18 protein-coding genes and 1 tRNA gene are annotated in these 17,746 nt (G+C 70.3%); 16 read left to right on the top strand and 3 right to left on the bottom strand.

The genetic code is table 11. The annotated features are described in order from the left end of the window. Positions 1-153: 153 nt before the first annotated feature. A complete protein-coding gene (locus tag QLQ12_RS05830) occupies positions 154-558 on the bottom strand; it encodes a YjbQ family protein (RefSeq protein WP_282757614.1) in 405 nt (134 codons plus the stop codon). A 187-nt stretch (positions 559-745) separates the two neighbouring features. Between QLQ12_RS05830 and QLQ12_RS05825 the strand changes: the two genes are divergently transcribed. The 4 genes from QLQ12_RS05825 (at position 746) to QLQ12_RS05810 (ending at position 4,190) form a co-directional block, all read left to right on the top strand. Continuing rightward, positions 746-2,983: a transketolase C-terminal domain-containing protein gene (locus QLQ12_RS05825; protein ID WP_282757613.1), complete on the top strand. Its 2,238-nt coding sequence runs from the start codon at positions 746-748 to the stop codon at positions 2,981-2,983. 100 nt (positions 2,984-3,083) lie between these two features. Next, a complete protein-coding gene (locus tag QLQ12_RS05820) occupies positions 3,084-3,515 on the top strand; it encodes a DUF3052 domain-containing protein (RefSeq protein ID WP_282757612.1) in 432 nt (143 codons plus the stop codon). A 96-nt stretch (positions 3,516-3,611) separates the two neighbouring features. After that, positions 3,612-4,091, top strand: coding sequence for a peroxiredoxin (locus QLQ12_RS05815; protein ID WP_282757611.1), 480 nt, complete (start codon positions 3,612-3,614; stop codon positions 4,089-4,091). A 27-nt stretch (positions 4,092-4,118) separates the two neighbouring features. Further along, positions 4,119-4,190, top strand: a tRNA-Val gene (locus tag QLQ12_RS05810). 282 nt (positions 4,191-4,472) lie between these two features. On the opposite strand, the gene QLQ12_RS05805 is transcribed toward QLQ12_RS05810, so the two are convergent. Beyond that, positions 4,473-4,997 (bottom strand): DUF402 domain-containing protein, encoded by a 525-nt coding sequence (locus QLQ12_RS05805; RefSeq protein ID WP_282757609.1) that lies wholly within the window; start codon positions 4,995-4,997, stop codon positions 4,473-4,475. Positions 4,998-5,258: 261 nt separating this feature from the next. On the opposite strand from QLQ12_RS05805, the gene QLQ12_RS05800 reads away from it, so the two are divergent. Then, a complete protein-coding gene (locus tag QLQ12_RS05800) occupies positions 5,259-6,101 on the top strand; it encodes a hypothetical protein (RefSeq protein WP_282757607.1) in 843 nt (280 codons plus the stop codon). Positions 6,102-6,202: 101 nt separating this feature from the next. Here QLQ12_RS05800 and QLQ12_RS05795 read toward each other — a convergent pair whose 3' ends face one another. Then, positions 6,203-6,838 (bottom strand): bifunctional DNA primase/polymerase, encoded by a 636-nt coding sequence (locus QLQ12_RS05795; RefSeq protein WP_282757605.1) that lies wholly within the window; start codon positions 6,836-6,838, stop codon positions 6,203-6,205. Positions 6,839-7,061: 223 nt separating this feature from the next. Between QLQ12_RS05795 and QLQ12_RS05790 the strand changes: the two genes are divergently transcribed. The 11 genes from QLQ12_RS05790 (at position 7,062) to QLQ12_RS05740 (ending at position 17,696) form a co-directional block, all read left to right on the top strand. After that, positions 7,062-8,291 (top strand): helix-turn-helix domain-containing protein, encoded by a 1,230-nt coding sequence (locus tag QLQ12_RS05790; protein WP_282757604.1) that lies wholly within the window; start codon positions 7,062-7,064, stop codon positions 8,289-8,291. Between the two features lie 49 nt (positions 8,292-8,340). Continuing rightward, a complete protein-coding gene (locus QLQ12_RS05785) occupies positions 8,341-8,925 on the top strand; it encodes a flavoprotein (RefSeq protein WP_282757602.1) in 585 nt (194 codons plus the stop codon). 81 nt (positions 8,926-9,006) lie between these two features. Further along, complete coding sequence (locus QLQ12_RS05780) at positions 9,007-9,855, top strand: Nif3-like dinuclear metal center hexameric protein (RefSeq protein ID WP_407651426.1); 849 nt, start codon at positions 9,007-9,009, stop codon at positions 9,853-9,855. Then, complete coding sequence (locus QLQ12_RS05775; protein WP_282757601.1) at positions 9,852-10,586, top strand: zinc ribbon domain-containing protein; 735 nt, start codon at positions 9,852-9,854, stop codon at positions 10,584-10,586. Before QLQ12_RS05780 ends, QLQ12_RS05775 begins: the two co-directional genes overlap by 4 nt. A gap of 43 nt (positions 10,587-10,629) precedes the next feature. Further along, complete coding sequence (locus tag QLQ12_RS05770) at positions 10,630-11,742, top strand: bifunctional RNase H/acid phosphatase (protein ID WP_282757600.1); 1,113 nt, start codon at positions 10,630-10,632, stop codon at positions 11,740-11,742. Between the two features lie 83 nt (positions 11,743-11,825). Beyond that, positions 11,826-13,112 carry a glycoside hydrolase family 18 protein gene (locus tag QLQ12_RS05765; protein ID WP_282757599.1) on the top strand — a complete coding sequence of 429 codons (1,287 nt, stop codon included), beginning with the start codon at positions 11,826-11,828 and terminating at the stop codon, positions 13,110-13,112. Positions 13,113-13,245: 133 nt separating this feature from the next. Beyond that, complete coding sequence (locus QLQ12_RS05760; RefSeq protein ID WP_282757598.1) at positions 13,246-13,461, top strand: DUF3311 domain-containing protein; 216 nt, start codon at positions 13,246-13,248, stop codon at positions 13,459-13,461. Beyond that, on the top strand, positions 13,458-15,104 hold the full coding sequence (mctP, locus tag QLQ12_RS05755; RefSeq protein WP_282757597.1) for a monocarboxylate uptake permease MctP: 1,647 nt from the start codon (positions 13,458-13,460) through the stop codon (positions 15,102-15,104). Before QLQ12_RS05760 ends, mctP begins: the two co-directional genes overlap by 4 nt. Before the next feature lie 309 nt (positions 15,105-15,413). Further along, positions 15,414-16,157, top strand: a complete 744-nt coding sequence (locus QLQ12_RS05750; RefSeq protein WP_282757596.1) for a hypothetical protein — start codon at positions 15,414-15,416, stop codon at positions 16,155-16,157. A 40-nt stretch (positions 16,158-16,197) separates the two neighbouring features. Then, positions 16,198-16,572, top strand: coding sequence for a hypothetical protein (locus tag QLQ12_RS05745; protein WP_282757594.1), 375 nt, complete (start codon positions 16,198-16,200; stop codon positions 16,570-16,572). After that, on the top strand, positions 16,569-17,696 hold the full coding sequence (locus QLQ12_RS05740) for a pentapeptide repeat-containing protein (RefSeq protein ID WP_282757592.1): 1,128 nt from the start codon (positions 16,569-16,571) through the stop codon (positions 17,694-17,696). Before QLQ12_RS05745 ends, QLQ12_RS05740 begins: the two co-directional genes overlap by 4 nt. The last annotated feature ends 50 nt before the right edge of the window (positions 17,697-17,746 follow it).

Genomic DNA, 17,746 nt, shown 5'->3' with positions numbered 1-17,746 from the left:
CGGGCGACCACCCGCCTCAGGGTGCGAAGTGGCGAATCGCTCGGAATAGGTCTCCATCCTGCCCCCTTACGGTGGGCCTCGTCACGCCTACCGGGCGTCTCAGCGACGCTCGACACACGTACTGACCAGTAACTTTGTGGACCCGCCGGGATTTCAGCCGTTCATGAACGAGAAACGGACCTGCCGGATGGGGTTGTCGCCGTTGGGATCCACCAGGCAGATCGACTGCCACGTGCCGAGGGCGGTCTGGCCGTTGATCACGGGCAATGTGGCGTACGGCGGGATCCACGCCGGAAGGACGTGGTCGCGGCCGTGGCCCCGCGAGCCGTGCCGATGCTGCCACTTGTCCTCGGTGGGCAGCAGATCGTCGATCGCGGTCAGCAGGTCGTCGTCCGAGCCGGCTCCGGTCTCGATGATCGCCAGCCCGGCGGTCGCGTGCGGGACGAAGACGTGCAGCAGGCCGTCCTTCTCGGACCGGACGAAGTTCGCCGCCTCGCGGGTGATGTCCACGACAGCCGGAGAGCCACCGGTCCGTACGGTGATCAGTTCGGAACGCATGAGCCGAGCCTATGTGTAGAGATCGAGCAGCAGGAACATCGCCGCGGCGCCGATCACCCAGCACGCGCACTGCGCCAGGCGGGCGACGGCGTACCACAAGATCATGTCACTGAGTACACCACCGGGTGACTCCCCGTGTGTCGCAGATCGATCGTTCTCGCAGTGGCATCACCGGCCGCGGTCGGCAATGCTGAATTCCGTGACCACCCCGCAAAGCCTCGACGAGCGGTTCCGCGATGCGGTCTCGGCCCTGCGGCCACCGGAGTCCGGGCGTGCCCCCGGGGATCCGGTCCGCGACGGCACCACCCTGACCGGCGCCCGCGCACGGGACCTTTTCGACGCCCAGCTCACCAGCCGCCACCTCGACCTCGCCGCGCGCTGGCTGCGCAGCTTCAACGAAGGCTTCCACACCACCGGCTCGGCCGGGCACGAGGGCAACGCCGCGGTCGCCGCGGCGCTGCGCGGCGACGACCCGGCCCTCCTGCACCACCGCTCCGCGGCCTTCTACTGCGTCCGGGCGGCGCATCCCGGCGGGAACGGGCCGGACACCGCCCGGCGGCTGGAGGAGGCCGCCAGGGACGTGCTGCGGGGCGTGGTCGCCTCGGTCCGCGACCCCGGATCCGGCGGCCGCGACAAGATCTTCGGCAATCCCGCCCTGCACCTCATCCCGGCCCTCTCCGTCGCGGGCGGCCACCTGCCGAGGGCCGTCGGCCTGGCGCACGCGCTCACCCGGGCCGGCGAGACCGCCTGGCCGGCCGACGCGATCGTGGTGGCGTCGTTCGGCGACGGCGGGGCCGGCGGTCCCGCCGCGACGGCGGCCCTGCACGCGGCCGGCCGCCTCGAACTCGCCGACCAGCGGGTGCCCCTGCTGCTGGTCTGCGAGGACGACACGCCGGGCGGTCCCGACGCGGACGGCTGGACGGCGGCGATGCTGCGCGGTCGGCCCGGCCTGCGCTACTCCTTCGCCGACGGGTGCGACCTGGCCGCGGCGTACCACGCGGCGGCCGAGGCGGCGGAGTTCGTGCGCGCCGAGCGCCGCCCCGCGATCCTGCACCTGTCGACCGTTCACCTGCTCGGGCAGCCCGGCGACCCGGAACCCGGCCCCGGCCTGGATCGGGACCCGCTGGTCGCCACCGCGCGGCTGCTCATCGAAGCCGGCCTGTACGGGCCGGAGGAAGTGATCACCCGGTACGACGAGGTGGGCTGGCAGGTCCGCAAGGCCGCCGAGGAAGTGCTCGGCGAGCCGAAACTCGCCTCGACCGCGGAGGTCGTCGCCACACTGGCGCCGCGCCGCCCGCTGCGGGTGGCACACGCCGTCTCGGAGGCCGCCGACCGGGCCCTCGGCGCCGGCGCGCCCACCCGGCTGCGGGCCTTCGACGGCCGGCTGCCGGAGGACGCCGGACCGATGACGCTGGCCCAGGCCATCGGCGCCACCCTCACCGACGCGCTGGCCGCCGGCCCGCAGATGCTGATCTTCGGCCCCGCGACCACCCGCGGCGGGCGGCACGGGGTGACCACCGGGCTGGCCGAGCCCGACGACGACCGGGTCTTCGACAGCCCGCCCGACGCGACCACGATCCTCGGGCTCGCCGCCGGGGCCGGGCTGGCCGGCCTGCTCCCGGTCCCCGAGCTGGACTGCCTCGCCGACCTGCACGGCGGCGCGGAACAGCTGCGGACCGAGGCGGCCACCATGGCGTACCTCTCGGCCGGCGCCTACCGCAACCCGCTGGTGCTGCGGGTGCCCGGACTGGCACAGCCGTTCGGCATCGGCGGGCCCCTCGCCAACGACAACTCGGTCGCCGGGCTGCGCGACGTGCCCGGCCTCGTCGTGGCGGTGCCGGCCCGGGCCGCCGACGCCGCGCCGATGCTGCGGACCTGTCTCGCCGCCGCGGAGGCGGACGGCAGCGTCTGCGTCTTCCTCGAACCCGCCGCCCTCTACCAGACGAGGGACCTCTATCAGCAAGGCGACAGCGAGTGGCTGGCGGCCTATTCCGCTCCCGGTTCGTGGGCCGGCGAGCACGTCCCGATCGGCCGGGCTCGGATCTACGGGCTCGGCACGGCCCAGGACCTGACCATCGTGACGTACGGCAACGGCGTCCGCATGTCGCTGCGCGCCGCTGCCCAGCTGGCCGCCGAAGGCTACGGTTGCCGGGTGGTCGATCTACGCTGGCTGAGCCCGCTTCCCGCCGCTGACCTGGTGCGGGAGGCGACCGTGACGAGTCGGGTGCTGATCGTCGACGAGACACGCCGCTCCGGCGGCGTCGGCGAGGGCGTCCTGGCCGCGCTGGTCGATGGGTCTTTCGTCGGTTCCGTGCGCCGGGTGGCGGCCGCCGACGCGCCCGTTCCCCTGGGTCCTGCGGCCCAGCAAGTCCTCGTGGGAGAGGATGCCATCACACAGGGTGCCCACGCGCTGCTGACACGGTAAATTGCCACACACTCGGTGCGCCACTTGCGCACCGGCCCCGGAATGTGTGGACTACCCCCATGTTCCGGTGCATTTTTCGACGGCTAGGAGGATTTGGACAGTGAGCGCGACCGCGGGTCAGGCCGACGGCGTACGCAGCCTGGCGGACCGGTTCGGCTTCGAGCCGAGCATGGTGGTCATGGAGATGGGCTACGACGACGATGTCGACGAGGATCTCCGTGACGCCCTGACCGAACGCGTCGGTGACATGGTCGACGAGGACACCGATGAGGTGGTCGACGCGGTGGTGCTGTGGTACCGCGACGGCGACGGTGACCTTTTCGAGATTCTCACCGATGCTCTCGGCCCCCTCGCCGACAACGGCGTGGTGTGGCTGTTGACCCCCAAGGCCGGCCGAGACGGCCATGTTGAGCCGAGCGAGATCAGTGAGTCGGCCCCCACCGCCGGCCTCCAGCAGACATCGACACTGAACGCCGGCAAGGACTGGACCGGGGCACGCCTGGTCTCCCCTCGGGGCGCCAAGAAGAAGTAGCTCACTACCACCTCATCTCAGGTCGGCGTCCCCCGAGCGGGCGCCGGCCATGCCGCGTTCGTCCGGTCCGGCATCCGGCTGGTCTAGGCTGGGCGGATGCCGATCGACGTGGGCGTGCCGGCCCCCGACTTCGTCCTCAAGGATCAGAACAACCAGGAGGTACGCCTCACCGACTTCCACGGTCGTAAGGCGGTCCTGCTGGTCTTCTACCCTCTCGCGTTCAGCCGCCGCTGCCACGGCGAGCTGACCGGGATCCAGCAGGCCCTGCCACGACTGGCGAACGACCACGTGCAGGTCCTCACCGTCAGCGTCGACTCCGTGTACAGCCACAAGGTCTGGGCCGGGCAGGAGGGCTTCGAGTTCCCGATGCTGGCCGACTTCTGGCCGCACGGCGAGGTGGCCCGCGCCTACGGCGTCTTCGACGACGAGCGGGGCTTCGCCAACCGCGGCACGTTCCTGATCGACGCCGGCGGCGTGGTTCGCTTCGCCGAGATGAACGGCCCCGGCGAAGCCCGCGACCCGGAGGCCTGGCACGCCGCCGTCGCCGCCCTCCGCCCTCGATCCGCAGCAGGGTAGGATGACTGCTCGGTCACACCCATATCGGGGCGCGTAGCTCAGTGGGAGAGCACCCGCCTTACAAGCGGGGGGTCGTAGGTTCGAAACCTACCGCGCCCACGTGAGGCGGAGGCCCCTGTCCGCGGAAAGCGCGGACGGGGGCCTCACGTCATGTCTGCTCCGGGGGCCGAGCCCCCGGAAGCCCCGCATCCCGGCTGGTTCACCGTTCGTCCCGGCTGGTTCACCGTTCGTCACGGCTGGTTCACCGCTCGTCACGGATGGTTCACCGTTCGGCGCCGGCCGCTTCTGGAGCGAAACCGCGCGCCTCAGTTCAGTTGATCTCTCGCTGCCGGGTGGATCGCGCTGTCGTGTGCGCGTGGGTCGCCCGGCTCGTCCGGTGAATCAGGATCGTCGGCGGCGGCCGGGCAGGCGGTCCATCCATCGGTGGTGCCGGGCGCCGAACGGCTCGCGGGCCTCGGCGAGGGCGCTCCGGAGTTCGGCGACGGCGCCGGTGGCGGCGTCGACCACGTCGGCGGGGTAGCCGAAGGTCTTGCGGTGCCGTTCGAACTCGTCCTCGTCGTCGACCAGCACCCGTTGGTCGGTGCGATAGCGGATCAGGTCGAGGTCCAGGTCGACGACGGTGATCCGGCCCGCGGTGTGCTCGGCCGGGGTGGTGATGTCGCAGTAGACGTCGTTGCGGGCCGGAGCGGCCAGGAACATCGCCATCCACCAGCCGTCGTGCGGGATCAGGCGGACCGCGTCCTCGCGGGTCAACCGGAACCGGCGCCAGCCGTAGCTGTAGTGGACCAGGGAGCCGCGCGGCGTGCCGACCCAGGTGCCGTACTCGTCGGTGCCCAGCAGCCGGCCGGTGACCCGGCGATGCGGCCGTCCGTCGTACTTGCGCAGCACCAGCTCGATCCGTTCCACGCGGGTGAGGCTAGCCGCCGCGATCTCGTGGACTCCGGATCGCTCCGGCTCACCCCGGATCGCGGATGAGGGTGGGGACCCAACGGCAACCGGCATGCAACGCCGCGTGGCTCAAGTGGAGCCGGGCGGGACCGATCCCTCTGTTGTCCGCAGGGGTTCACCCTCGGTGGGCGGGTCCTGGCCGGTGTCCCCTCGGCGGCCGGGGCCCGCCCGGACGAGCCGGGAACCTCCCGGCGGGCGCGATCATCACGGAGGCCGGACGTGGGTACGGAACTGCACGCCGGGATCGACGCCGAGAAAGTGGTCGTCTCCCCGTACCCCTTGAAGACCCGCAGCGGGAACGTCCGCCGTGAGCGGACCGGAACGCTGATCGAATCCGTGCCCCGGCCGCCCAGCGGGCGCAGCCGCACGGACCGGCAGACGTTCGCCTTCCGCCTCGCGCTGCCGCTGCTGTTGCTCGCCGCGATGCTGAGCGCCTCCGGCTTCAGCTGGTGGCTGACCGTCGGCGCGAGCTCGGCGCTGGTCGCCGCGGTCTGGCGCCGGCAGGCCCGGGCGGCCCAGCCGGCGGTGCTCGCGGTGCCGCGGGACACCGAGTCCCGGGTGCTGTGGTCGGCGCCCGAGCGGGCCGCCTTCCGTGGCGCGCTCGACGCCTCGCAGCGGGTGCGCCGGACCTGGCCGGCCCTCGGCGACATGATCGACCCGGTGCTGGCCGACCGCTCGCTCACCCGGGCGCTCGGCGAACTGGCCGAACTGTTGGCCCGGCGGCAGGAACTGCGCCGTCTGCGCGAGGACCTGGCCGGAGTGCGGGACGCCGACATCCCGGCGGACAGCCCGGCCCGGATCGCCGCCGACCGGCAGCGGGAACTGGCCGGCGAGGCGTGGCGGGAGGCCGGCGACGCGGCGAACGGGATCCTGCGCAGCATCGACACGGCGGCCCGGGCGGGGGAGAGCTTCATCCGTGAGCGCCAGGTGGCCGCGACCGCCCGGCACGCCGAGCGGACGCTCGCCCGGGTGGCCGGCGTCCCCGCGGCCGCCGGCAGCGGGCCGGACCTGGCCGGCCGTACCGAGGCCGTGATCGCCGCCTACCGGGACCTCGCGGCCTGAGATTCACTCACGCATCTCACCCTCAGGGGTGATGCGCCGAAGGTCGTCGATGCGGTTACCTTGTCTCATGACATGTGGGCGCGCGCCAAGGTCAAGGGCGGTCAGGCGGCCCGGCGTGACGTCGAGATCTGCCGTGGGAGCAGGATCGGCCCGGCCGGGCGACCCGAGCCGAGCCCGGCGGCCAGCTTCGCCTGCACCTCTTCCGAGCTCGGGAGCCGCCACTGCGAGCGGCTCGGCGGCACCTCCCAGCGGACCGGCCCTTCGATCATCCGGCTCGGCGGCGCCGGGATCCACGAGCCACTGCCGTGCTGGACGACGTCGAGGCGGTGCTCCAGTTCCGGGCGGAGCGGGCTGCCGGGCCGCACCAGGAACATCCATCTTCCCGCGGCGGTCACCGCGACCGGCCCGATCTCGGGGCCGAGGCGGCCCATCGACGCGGGCACCTCCAGGACGTCGAAGGCGGTCCCGGTGGTCAGCAGGACGGTGTGTGGGTGCCGGCGCCACCATGCGGTGATGCGCGCGGGATCGTCGCCGGCCGATGCGGCCCAGGTGTCGAGCACCGGATGGCATCCGGTGATGGCGCACCCGGCGCGACCGCAGTCGAATCGGCTGCCGGTGAGGTAAGAGCCGGGCGTGACAGCCCAGCCGTGCGCGGCATAGCGCAGTGCCGCCCGGCGCAGCAGGGCTCTGTCGAGGATTGACGGTGGGACGAACGGCTGACGGCTGGTCCACTGCATAGCTCGATACCCCCGGTTCAGGCGGAGAGGCCGTATCCCGCCGCGACGGTCGTCGTTGGGTCCGGCAGATCCACCCTTTGCAACTTGCATGAAAAACTACGAGCATCGGTGAGCAGGCGATCACACACGCTGTGCGATCTGCGCGCACGTGAGAGGTCCACACTGCGAGTGACACCGGATGGCTCACCGGCGGAAAGACCGCCGGCTGAGTGGGGGAGGCACCGTGGACGAGCTGCCGATCGGCCGCCGCGTCGCCTATTGGCGGGGCCGACGCAAAATGTCCCAGCAGGTGTTCGCGGACCGGCTGGGTAAATCGAAGAGTTGGGTCGACAAGGTGGAGCGCGGGGTCCGCCGACTCGACAAGTTCTCAGTCGTGTACGACATCGCCGACGTGCTCCAGGTCGACGTCCAGCTGCTGCTGGGCAAAGAGGTGGAGCGTAAGCCGGAGACGCAGAACTGCATCGACCAGGTGGAGGTCGAGGAGATTCGCGCGGCTCTGGAGCGTTATGACCAGATGAGCGCCTTCTTCCAAGCGGTGCCACATTCACCGCCGCTCACGGAGATGCGCAAAGCGGTCAGCCACGCCTGGCTGACCTACCAGCACGCGAAATACGGCGCCCTGGCGCGCGCCCTGCCCAAGCTGCTGCGCGACGCGCAGGGGGCGGACAGCGCCCACGCCACCAGCGACGAGGCGTCGACCGCCGCGCACCTGCTCGGGCAGGTCTACCAGATCGCCTCGTCGGTGCTGCGCAAGGTCGGCGAGCACGAGCTCTCCTGGCTGGCCGCGGACCGTTCGATCGCGGTGTCACAGCGGGCCGGCGACCAGTTGCTGGCCGGGCTGGCCAGTTACCGGGTGGGCAGCGCGCTGCTCGCGCTCGGCCGGGTCCGGCCGTCGCTCGAGGTCAACGTCAACATCGCGAACCGGCTCGCGCCGGTCGGCCCCGAGCGGCCGCGGGCGGAGCAGCTCTCCGTCTACGGCATGTTGCTGCTCAACGGCGCGATGTCGGCCGCCCGGATCGGCGACGCCGCGACTGTCCGCGATCTGCTCTGCGGCGCCGATCAGGCGTCACTGGAGCTGGGTGGCGACTTCAACCACTACTGGACCAGCTTCGGGCCGACCAACGTGCAACTGCACCGCTGCGCGACCGCGGTCGAGCTCGGTGACGGCCGCCTGGCGGTGGAAGCGCACCTGAACATGGACAAGACCGGCTTCCACGCCATGCTCCCGGAGCGCCGGGCGCACCACTTCCTCGACATCGCACGCGGTTACACGCAGATCGGCGATGTGGAGAAAGCGGGCGAGATGCTGCTGGAGGGCGACCGCCTGGCGCCTTCCGAGATCCGGTGCCGGCCGCTCGCTCACGAAGTCCTTTCCGACGTGCTCCGGCGTACCCGGGGCACGCCGCCGGCTCCGATCGCGGAGTTGGCCGAACAGATGGGAGTCGGCGTATGAGGGGAGCCTTCAGTCCGCTTTCGGGCGGCGGGTGGGGGGTCCGCGAGTGATGACGGGTAACCCCTCACCCGGTGTGCTGTACGTGCTCGTGTGCGGTTCACCGATGGCCCGGGACGTCGGTGTCCTCGTCAGTCTCGCCCAGAGTGAAGGCTGGGACGTCTGCGTGGTCACGACCCCGGACGGCCGCAAGTTCGTCGATGTGGCGGCCCTGCAGGCCCAGACCGGGCACCCGGTGCGTTCCGACTACAAGAGCCCGGGCGACCCCGACGTGCTGCCGCCGGCCGACGCGATGATCGTCGCGCCGGCCACGGTCAACACGGTCAACAAGTGGGCCGTCGGCATCACCGACACCCTGGTGCTCGGTCTCCTGGTCGAGGGTTACGGCTACGGCGTCCCCACCGCCGTGGTCCCCTACACCAACAAGGTCATGGCCCTGCACCCGGCGCTGCACGAGAGTCTCGCGAAACTGCGTGACTGGGGTGTGCACGTGCTCTACGGCGAGGACGTGTGCCGGCTCGGCGCCCCGGGACAGACCGACCGGTTCCGCCCTCAGTTTCCCTGGCGGCGGGCCCTGCAGGCGGTCAGCAACCCGATTCCGGCGGGGAGCCGAGTCGAGCCGGGGGCGCTTTCCTAGCGGTATAGGGTTCCAGTCGTGACCGACTGCACCGAGCCGCGCCCCTCGTCTGACGCGGCCGATGTGACCGACCCGGCCGGTGTGGCCGAAACGACCGGCGTGACCGTCCGAGCCGTGGTGGACGCCCTCGACGCTCGTTACCCGCGGAACTGGGCGGAGTCCTGGGACCGGGTCGGACTGGTGCTCGGCGAGTTCGAGCATCCGGTCACCCGTGTCCTGTGCGTCGTCGACTGCGTCCCCGAGACCGTCGACCAGGCCCTCGACCTGGGCGCCGACCTGATCGTGGCCCACCATCCGCTGTTGCTGAAGCCGGTGTCGTCGATCGCCCCGGACACCTTCAAGGGTGCCCTCGTGCACCGGCTGATCCGTGCCGGGGTGGCGCTCTACACCGCCCACACGAACGCCGACGTCGCCAACCCCGGTGTCTCCGACGCGCTGGCCGCCCGGCTGGGTCTGACCGGCCTGCGGCCGCTGGCACCGGCCGAGGGCGCTGCCGCCGGCGAGGGCCGCGGCCTGGGCCGGGTCGGTGAGCTGTCCGAGCCGCTGACCCTGGCGCGGCTCGCCGAGTTCGCCGCGGGCCGCCTCCCGGTGACCGCGGCGGGGGTGCGTGCCGCCGGTGACCCGGAGCGGCTGATCCGTGTCCTCGCTGTGTGCGGTGGTGCGGGAGACTCGTTCCTGGCCGACGCCGCCCGGTCGGGCGCCGACGCCTATCTCTGCGCCGATCTGCGGCACCACCCGGTGAGCGAGCATCTCGCGAGTGGTGGCCCGGCCCTTGTCGACGTCGCGCACTGGGCGACCGAGCGTCCCTGGCTCGACGAGGTGGCGGCCTGGCTGCGCGAGGTGTTCGCCGTCGAAGTGCTGGTGTCAGATGTGGACACCGACCCCTGGACCGTCCATGCGAATCGCAACGATTTGGAGATCAGCCCGTGAAGGCCGCCCCGGAAGCCCAGCGTCGCCTGCTCGACCTGCAGGCCGTCGACACCACTCTGGCGAAGCTGGCGCACCGGCGCCGTTCGCTGCCCGAGCTGGCCGAGATCGACGCGGTCGCGCGGGAGATCTCCGCGCTCGAGGATGAGCGGGTCCGCGCCCAGGTCGTGGTGGACGATCTCGACCGGGACATCGCCCGGTTGGAGAAGGACATCGACCAGGTCCGGCTGCGTAAGGACAAGGACCAGAAGCGGCTGGACGCCGGTGCCGCGATGCGTGAGATCGAGGGCCTGCAGCACGAGCTGGCCACGCTGAACCGGCGGCAGTCCGAGCTTGAGGACGCCGAGCTGGAGCTGATGGAGCAGCGGGAGACCGCGGTGGCGACGCTGGCCGACGTGCAGGCGCGGATCGCCGCGGCGGTCGGGCGGCGGACCGACGCCGAGCGGCGCCGCGACGAGGCGAACGATGAGATCGCCAAGGAGTTGGAGTTCAAGACGCAGTCGCGGGTGCCGCTCGCCGCGGATCTTCCGGCCGACCTGGTCACGCTCTATGACAAGATCCGCTCGGAGACGGGCATGGGCGCGGCGCTGGTCCACGCGGGCCGCTGCGGCGCCTGCCGGATCGAGCTGTACGGCGCCGACCTGAACCGGGTGAAGGCGGCCCCGAAGGACGATGTGGTGCGCTGCGAGGAGTGCCGCCGCATCATGATCCGGACTGCGGAGTCGGGCCTGTGAGCGAGTTCGCGAGCGAACCAGTCAACACTGTCGAGGTGGCGCCATGAGCCTGCGTGTCGTCGTCGAGGCGGACGGTGGGTCCCGCGGCAATCCCGGTCCGGCCGGGTTCGGCGCCGTGGTCATGGACGCCGACTCCGGCGAGGTCCTGGCCGAGCGCTACGACTCGCTCGGCGTGGCCACCAACAACGTCGCCGAGTACTCCGGCCTGATCGCGGGCCTGCGGGCGGCGGCCGAGCTGAACGCCACCCAGGTGTCCGTCCGGATGGACTCCAAGCTGGTCATCGAGCAGATGTCCGGGCGCTGGCAGATCAAGAACGCCGGTCTGCGCCCGCTCGCCGCCGAGGCGGCCGCTCTGGTCGGCAAGTTCACCGCGGTGACCTACGAGTGGATTCCGCGGGAGCGCAACAAGGCCGCCGACGAGCTGGCCAACCGTGCGATGGACGCGGCCGCGGGGAAGGCCCCGAGGGAGCAGGCCCCGGCGGCGCAGGCCCCGGCTGCCGACGCCCCGAAGTCGTGGGCGCCGCCCGCCTCGCTGGAGGACGCCACCAGGATCATCCTGGTCCGGCACGGTGCGACGCCGCTGACCTCGCAGGGCCGCTACTCCGGGCGTGGCGACGTGCCGCTCACCGACGAGGGTGAGGCTCAGGCGATGGCCGCGGCGGGGCGGGTGGCCGGCATCTCCCGCGAGGTCGCGGCGGTCCTCTCCTCACCGCTCTCCCGATGCGTGCGTACGGCTGAGCTGATCGCCGCGGAGGCCGGCGGATTGCCGGTCACGATCATGAACGATCTGATCGAGTGCGATTTCGGCGAGTGGGAGGCCCGCACCTTCGCCGAGGTGCAGGAACGATGGCCGGCGGAGATGTCGGCGTGGCTGGCTTCGACCAGCGTGGCCCCGCCGGGCGGGGAGTCGTTCCAGGCGGTGGCGAAACGGGTGCGCGGAGCCATGGCGACCGTGCTCTCGGCGTACCCCGGCAAGGTCGTGGTCCTGGTTTCTCATGTGTCGCCGATCAAGTTGATCCTGCGTGACGCGCTGGCGGCCGGGGATGCCTTCCTGCACCGGTTGTTCCTGGACGCGGCGGGTGTGTCGACGATGGACGTCTGGCCGGACGGGAACATCGCGGTCAGATCGGTCAACGAGACGGCTCATCTTCGATAGCGGCGAATATTGACCCTCGCAGGGCGAGACGTTTAGCTTCCTCGATTAGGAAACTTTCTTCAACGTTTCGCCCTGGAGGGCTCATGCGCGGTTTCACCCGCCGCCTCGTGGCCGTGGCGGCTGCCGCCTCGGTCGTCGTGACGGCCGCACCGACTCCCGCACAGGCACACCGGAACGACTCATATGCCAAGGTCGCCTACTTCACCCAGTGGGGCATCTACGGCCGCGACTTCCAGCTCGCCGACGTGCAGAACTCCGGCGCGGCGGCCCGCCTGACCCACCTGAACTACGCGTTCGGGCCGGTCACCGCGGACGGCGTCTGCGCCTCCGCCGACCCCTGGGCCGACTGGCAGACGCCGTTCTCCGCGGAGAACAGTGTGGACGGCGTCGCCGACGTCGCCGGCCAGCCGATCTCCGGCAACCTTCACCAGATCGCCGAGCTGAAGGCCGCGAACCCCAAGCTCAAGGCGCTGATCTCGCTCGGTGGCTGGAGCGGCTCGGCGTACTTCTCGGACGCCGTCCTGACCGACGCGTCCCGGAAGAGGCTCGTCTCGTCCTGCCTCGACCTGTGGATCAAGGGGAACCTGCCCGGGCTGCCCGAGGGCGTCGCCGGCGGCATCATCGACGGCATCGACCTGGACTGGGAGTGGCCGGCGTCGTCGGGCAACGCCGGCAACGTCGTCCGCCCCGAGGACAAGCAGAACTTCACCCTGCTGCTCGCGGAGTTCCGTGCCCAGCTCGACCGGCTGAGCCGGAGCACCAAGAAGAAGTACCTGCTCACGGCCTTCGTGCCGGCCGCGCCCGCGAAGATCGAGGCCGGGTTCGAGGTGAAGAAGATCTTCAAGTACCTGGACTTCGCCACCGTGCAGGGCTACGACTTCCACGGCACCTGGGAGCCGGTCACCAACCAGCAGTCGGCGCTGCGCGTCCCGGCCGGGGCGCCGGACGACCCGGACTTCTCGGTGGAGAACACGATCAACGCCTGGCTCGCCGGCGGTGCGCCGAAACGGAAGCTGGTGCTCGGTGTGCCCTACTACGGGCAGGGCTGGACCGGGGTCAGCGGCGGCGGCAACGGCCTGTTCAAGCCGGCCGCCGGCCCGGCGCCGGGCGTCTTCGCCGCCGGCACCGAAGACTTCAAGACGCTGAAGAAGCTGCCGGCGCAGGGCTTCACCGTGCACCGCGACCTGCGCAACGGTCACGCCTGGCTCTTCGACGGGACGACCTTCTGGACGTACGACGACCCGGCCGTCCTGTTGCAGAAGGCCCTGTACATCCGGGCCAAGGGTCTCGGCGGCGCGATGATGTGGTCGCTCGACGGCGACGACGAGCGGGCGTCGCTCACCAAGGCCATCTCAGCGGGCCTGCGATAGCCGGATTCCGTCGATGTGGCGGTGTGTCCACTGAGCGCACCGCCACACCCGTTCGGCGCAGAGGGGATCGCTTGATCGTCCGAAGTCTCGTTAGCGTGACGGAGACCACACGCAATGTTGACAGAGGAGACTCATGGCTGAGCCTGACCGTCCCCGTACCGATAGAAGTCCTTGGAACTGGCTCCTGATCGTGCCGATCGTGGTGCCCCTGCTGACCTTCCTCTACAACCGCGACGAGCCGCGGATCGCCGGCTTCCCGCTCTTCTACTGGCTGCAGTTCGCCTTCATCCTGCTGGGCGTCCTCACCACGACGGTGGTCTACCAGATGACGAAGCGGGGCCGGTCATGAGCGACCACATCACTGAGATCGTCGTCTTCACGTTCCTGTTCCTGCTCGTCAGCGTCATGGGCTTCGTCGCGTCACGCTGGCGGGCGCCCAAGGACATGGCCCACCTCGACGAGTGGGGACTGGGTGGGCGCAGCTTCGGCGGCTGGGTCACCTGGTTCCTGGTGGGTGGCGACCTCTACACGGCGTACACCTTCGTCGCCGTGCCCGCGCTGATCTTCGGCGCCGGAGCCGCCGGATTCTTCGCGGTGCCCTACACCGTGATCATCTATCCGCTGTTCTTCCTCATCCTGATCCGCCTCTGGTCGGTGTCGCACCGGCACGGCTTCGTCACCCCGGCCGACTTCGTCCGCACCCGGTTCGACTCGCCGACGCTCGCCCTGGTCGTCGCGATCACCGGAATCGTGGCGACCATGCCGTACATCGCGCTGCAGTTGATCGGCATCGAGGCGGTCCTCAAGACGATGGGCGTCACCGGGGAGAGCCCGATCGCCCGGCACCTGCCGATCATCATCGCGTTCGCGATCCTGGCGGCCTACACCTACCAGTCCGGACTGCGGGCGCCGGCGTTGATCGCCTTCGTCAAGGACACCCTGATCTACATCGTGATCCTGGTGGCGGTGCTCTGGCTGCCATACAAACTGGGCGGCTGGGGCGCCATCTTCGACGCCGCCGACGCGAAGTTCCAGACCTCGCCGAACCCCAACGACGGCATCACCCTGAGCGCTAACAACCAGGTGCAGTACTTCACGCTGGCACTCGGATCGGCGCTCGCGCTCTTCCTCTACCCGCACAGCATCACCGGGGTCCTGGCCAGCCGGAACCGGGACGTCATCAAGCGGAACATGAGCGCGCTCCCGGCGTACAGCCTGCTGCTCGGCCTCATCGCGCTGCTCGGCTACATGGCCGTGGCGGCCGGGGTGAAGCCGCTGCCCGGAGCGACGCCCGGCAGCGTCGACAGCAACACCGTCGTGCCGCTGCTGTTCGACCAGCAGTTCCCGGCCTGGTTCACCGGCGTCGCGTTCGCCGCCATCGGGATCGGCGCCCTGGTCCCGGCGGCGATCATGTCGATCGCCGCGGCGAACCTGTTCACGCGCAACATCTACAAGGAATATCTGCGCAAGGACGCCACCCACGCGCAGGAGGCCAACGTCGCCAAGATCACCTCCCTGGTGGTGAAGATCGGCGCGGTCGCCTGCATCGTCTTCCTCGACCCGCAGTTCTCCATCGACCTCCAGCTCATCGGCGGCGTGATCATCCTGCAGACGGCCCCGGCCGTGGTGATCGGCCTCTACACCCGGTGGCTGCACCGGGGCGCGCTGATCGCGGGCTGGGCCGCCGGCATGGCGATCGGCTTCTGGATGCTCTGGCAGATCCCCAACGCGGCGACCGGCCGGAAACACTTCGGGGGCTCGGCGTTCCCGCTGTCCGAGTTCGGCTTCGACACCCCGCGGACGATCTACGTCGGCTTTGTGGCGGTGCTCGTCAACGCGCTGGTCGCGGCCATCGTGACGCTCGTCCTGCGAGCCGCGAAGACGCCGGAGGGGGTCGACGGGACGTCGCCGGACGACTACTTCGCCGACGAGGGCGACCCGCGCGTCGAACGGCAGCGCACCACACCGATCGACAACGTCTCCTCCACCTGAGGTCCGCGGTTCGGGTGCGGCGGGCTCCGGCCCGCCGCACACCCCTTTCCGCGGTACGGGGTACGCGTGCCGCTTCGTCCCGGGCCTGGGGCGCTTCGCGGGGGTGCGGGGTGCGCGTGCCGCCTCGTCCCGGACTCGGACCGGCCGGTCCCTGCTGATGTGTTCCGGCATACGCGAGTCGAATTTCCGTATTCACCCGACTCGCCACAGATGACACCTGTGCTCCGGTAGCGTCGGTTTCCGTCGCCGCCCTTCCCGCTCCGGTGCGGCGTTTCACCCGGCCCGGCCGTACCCCGGAGGAGCCCAGCGTTGCCGACCCAGACCCTGACGCAGCAGTTCGCCACCGAGTACGCCAAGGGTGCCGTGCCCGGCATGCTCAGGGCCATCCGAATGATCAAGCGCGCCAACAGCCTGATCCTCATCGGCGCGCTCGCCGCCAGCTACCTTCACCAGGCGCACTACCTGGCGACACTCGGCGCGGGGATGTTCGCCTGGATCGTGCCGGCCGTCTTCGACCTCGCCATGCTGTCCATGCTGACGATCACCCAGACGCCCGGCATGGCAGCCGACGCCCGGCGTGCCGCCATGAAGATCCTCTCCGTTGTCGTGATCATCTCGGCCGCGGTGAACTTCGCGGCCCCCGGCCCCCTCGGCCTGCGGATCATCTTCGCCCTGGTGGTGGGCCTCGTCGCCGGCGTCGAATGGGTGGCCGCCAAGATCCGTCCCGACTTCGCCGCGATCGAGGCCCGCGAGGTCGAGGTGATCACCGAGGTGCGCCCGAACCGCAAACTGGACCCCGAAGTCGCGAAGGCCCGGGCCGCGAAGGCCGCGGCCACCCGGCGGGCCAACCAGGAGGCCGCCACGAGGGCCGCCAAGACGGCGGAGGAGGTGACGCGGGCGCGGGCGGCGCGGGCCGCCGAGCGAGCGCGGCTACGGGCTGAGAAGGAATCGCTGGGCCAGGCCGAGCTGGACCTCTTCCGCACCGGCGGCCGACCCGAGTACGAGTCCGTCGGCGGCACTCACCGAGCCCCCGAGGCCCGCCTCAGCGCGTGACGGTCAGCCCGGGTATGCACAGATAGGCCACGATAGGTGCGTGACGGATAAGCGCGAGGTCGTCAACCAGGTACCTGTCCAGCGCAGCGCTGCTGACCAAGCCGTCCCACACGCCAGTTCCGCACAGCGGGTCGCAGAAACACGTCAGGTCCTCACCGAACGCGTTCGCTGGCCCTGGTTGCTGTCGGACAACGGCATTCTCACCGTCGTCCTAGCCGTGACCAGCCTCGGCATCACCGCGCTGCTCTGCATGTGGCTGATTGCCAGCGACACCGCGGGCGCTGATCGGGCGAACTGCAGATCGAAGCACTCAAGTACGGACTCGGGTTCGTTGCGGCAGCGGGCGCCGCTGCCGCACTGCTGCTGGCTATGCGCCGGCAGCGGTTGTCCGAACACGCCCACCACCTTGACTTGAGGAAGCAGGACCACGCGGAACAGAACACCGAGCAGTCGAGGGAGCTTGAGCTTCGCAAGCAGGAGCACGCGGAAGTAGACGCAGCCGAGCGGCGGGTGACTGACCTGTACACCAAAGCCGTCGAACAGTTGGGTCATGCGGATGCCGCAGTCAGACTGGGCGGCTTATACGCATTGGAGCGGGTCGCGCAGAACAATCCCCACCAGCGGCAGACGATCGTGAACGTCCTGTGCGCCTATCTGAGGATGCCCTACACGCCGCCTGCTGCTCTACCCACGGAGCTGCCGAACCCTGTGCAGCGTCCTGCAGCGGAGAGTCGGGACTCACGCCAGGAGCTCCAGGTACGGCTCACCGCCCAGCGCATCCTCACAAGCCATCTACGGCCGCCCGACGACATGAGCCCTGAGCAGGTGACCAGCCTGACCGCGAAGCCAGATCTGGCATTCTGGCCCGATGTCGACCTCGATCTGACGGGCGCCCACATTGTCGACTTCGACCTTTCGCGATGCCGGGTCCGCAGTCTGCGGGCCAACAATGCCGTGTTCTCCGGAGATACGTGGTTCGCGGAAGCCACCTTTCTCGCGGCCGCGGAGTTCGACGACGCGGCGTTTTCTGGGGAAGCGTGGTTCGACGCGGCGTTGTTCTCCGGGACCGCGAACTTCCGGGCGGCGAAATTCTCCGAGCACGCGTGGTTCACGAAGGTGACGTTCTCCCGGGACGCAAGATTCGGGGAGGCGGTGTTCTCCGCGGATGCGGGGTTCGACGACACGACGTTCGCCGAGGAGGCCGGGTTCAGGAAGGCGACGTTCTCCCGAGACGCGAGGTTCGGGGCGGCGACGTTCTCCCGAGCCGCGGCGTTCGATGAGGCGACCTTTTCCCGGGACGCGCTGTTTCGGATGGTGACCTTCTCCGCGGTGGCGTGGTTCAGGAAGGCGACGTTCTCCCGAGACGCGAAGTTCAGGAAGGCGACGTTCTCCAACGACGCGAGGTTCGACGAGGCGAGGTTCTCCCGGGCCGCGGGGTTCGATGAGGCGACATTCTCCGGAGACGCGAGATTCGACGAGGCGACGCTTCGCGGAGACGCAGGGTTGTTCGATGAGACGACGTTCCGCGGGGCGCCATGATCCTTGACCGTGGGTTTCAGCGCCGCCCTCACGGTCGTGACCTTGAGGGC

It is taken from the genome of Actinoplanes sandaracinus (assembly GCF_030009775.1).
GTDB classification, from domain to species: domain Bacteria; phylum Actinomycetota; class Actinomycetes; order Mycobacteriales; family Micromonosporaceae; genus Actinoplanes; species Actinoplanes sandaracinus.
Note: the sequence above shows the minus strand (reverse complement) of the source record. Positions and strands in the feature narration are given on the sequence as shown.

Bases quoted from the DNA above. Each gene is read 5' to 3' on its own strand.
- QLQ12_RS05825 (WP_282757613.1), top strand. From the start codon at position 746: ATGCTGAATTCCGTGACCACCCCGCAAAGCCTCGACGAGCGGTTCCGC.
- QLQ12_RS05765 (WP_282757599.1), top strand. From the start codon at position 11,826: ATGCGCGGTTTCACCCGCCGCCTCGTGGCCGTGGCGGCTGCCGCCTCG.
- QLQ12_RS05785 (WP_282757602.1), top strand. From the start codon at position 8,341: ATGACGGGTAACCCCTCACCCGGTGTGCTGTACGTGCTCGTGTGCGGT.
- QLQ12_RS05770 (WP_282757600.1), top strand. From the start codon at position 10,630: ATGAGCCTGCGTGTCGTCGTCGAGGCGGACGGTGGGTCCCGCGGCAAT.
- mctP (WP_282757597.1), top strand. From the start codon at position 13,458: ATGAGCGACCACATCACTGAGATCGTCGTCTTCACGTTCCTGTTCCTG.
- QLQ12_RS05830 (WP_282757614.1), bottom strand. From the start codon at position 558: ATGCGTTCCGAACTGATCACCGTACGGACCGGTGGCTCTCCGGCTGTC.
- QLQ12_RS05815 (WP_282757611.1), top strand. From the start codon at position 3,612: ATGCCGATCGACGTGGGCGTGCCGGCCCCCGACTTCGTCCTCAAGGAT.
- QLQ12_RS05795 (WP_282757605.1), bottom strand. From the start codon at position 6,838: ATGCAGTGGACCAGCCGTCAGCCGTTCGTCCCACCGTCAATCCTCGAC.
- QLQ12_RS05760 (WP_282757598.1), top strand. From the start codon at position 13,246: ATGGCTGAGCCTGACCGTCCCCGTACCGATAGAAGTCCTTGGAACTGG.